Origin of the sequence: Nocardioides abyssi (assembly GCF_030412915.1) — a bacterium.
Classification (GTDB): Bacteria; Actinomycetota; Actinomycetes; order Propionibacteriales; family Nocardioidaceae; genus Nocardioides; species Nocardioides abyssi.
Genome location: NZ_JAUHJR010000306.1, coordinates 1 through 214, shown reverse-complemented (window position 1 = coordinate 214; position 214 = coordinate 1). Strand labels below are relative to the sequence as shown.

Genomic DNA, 214 nt, shown 5'->3' with positions numbered 1-214 from the left:
CGCTCGCACGACGCCGCCCATCCCCTCGACCGCGGCGTGCCGGCGACGTCGTTGGCCGACCGCCTGGGCGTGCCGCCCGCGGTCGTCGCGGCCGGGGTGCCGCGGGTCGAGGGGGCCCGCCTGCAGGGCGGGCGGGTCGTCGTCGGGGACGCGGGTCCGGCCCTGCCGGCCGAGGTGGAGCGGGCGCTGGCCGAGCTGGCCGACGATCTCGCGG

General features: G+C 82.2%; 1 protein-coding gene. It reads left to right on the top strand.

Features of this window, described 5'->3' with window-relative positions; genetic code table 11:
• Nucleotides 1-214 (top strand): hypothetical protein (locus tag QWY29_RS20825; protein WP_300963112.1); only part of this gene is annotated, 214 nt, incomplete at both ends.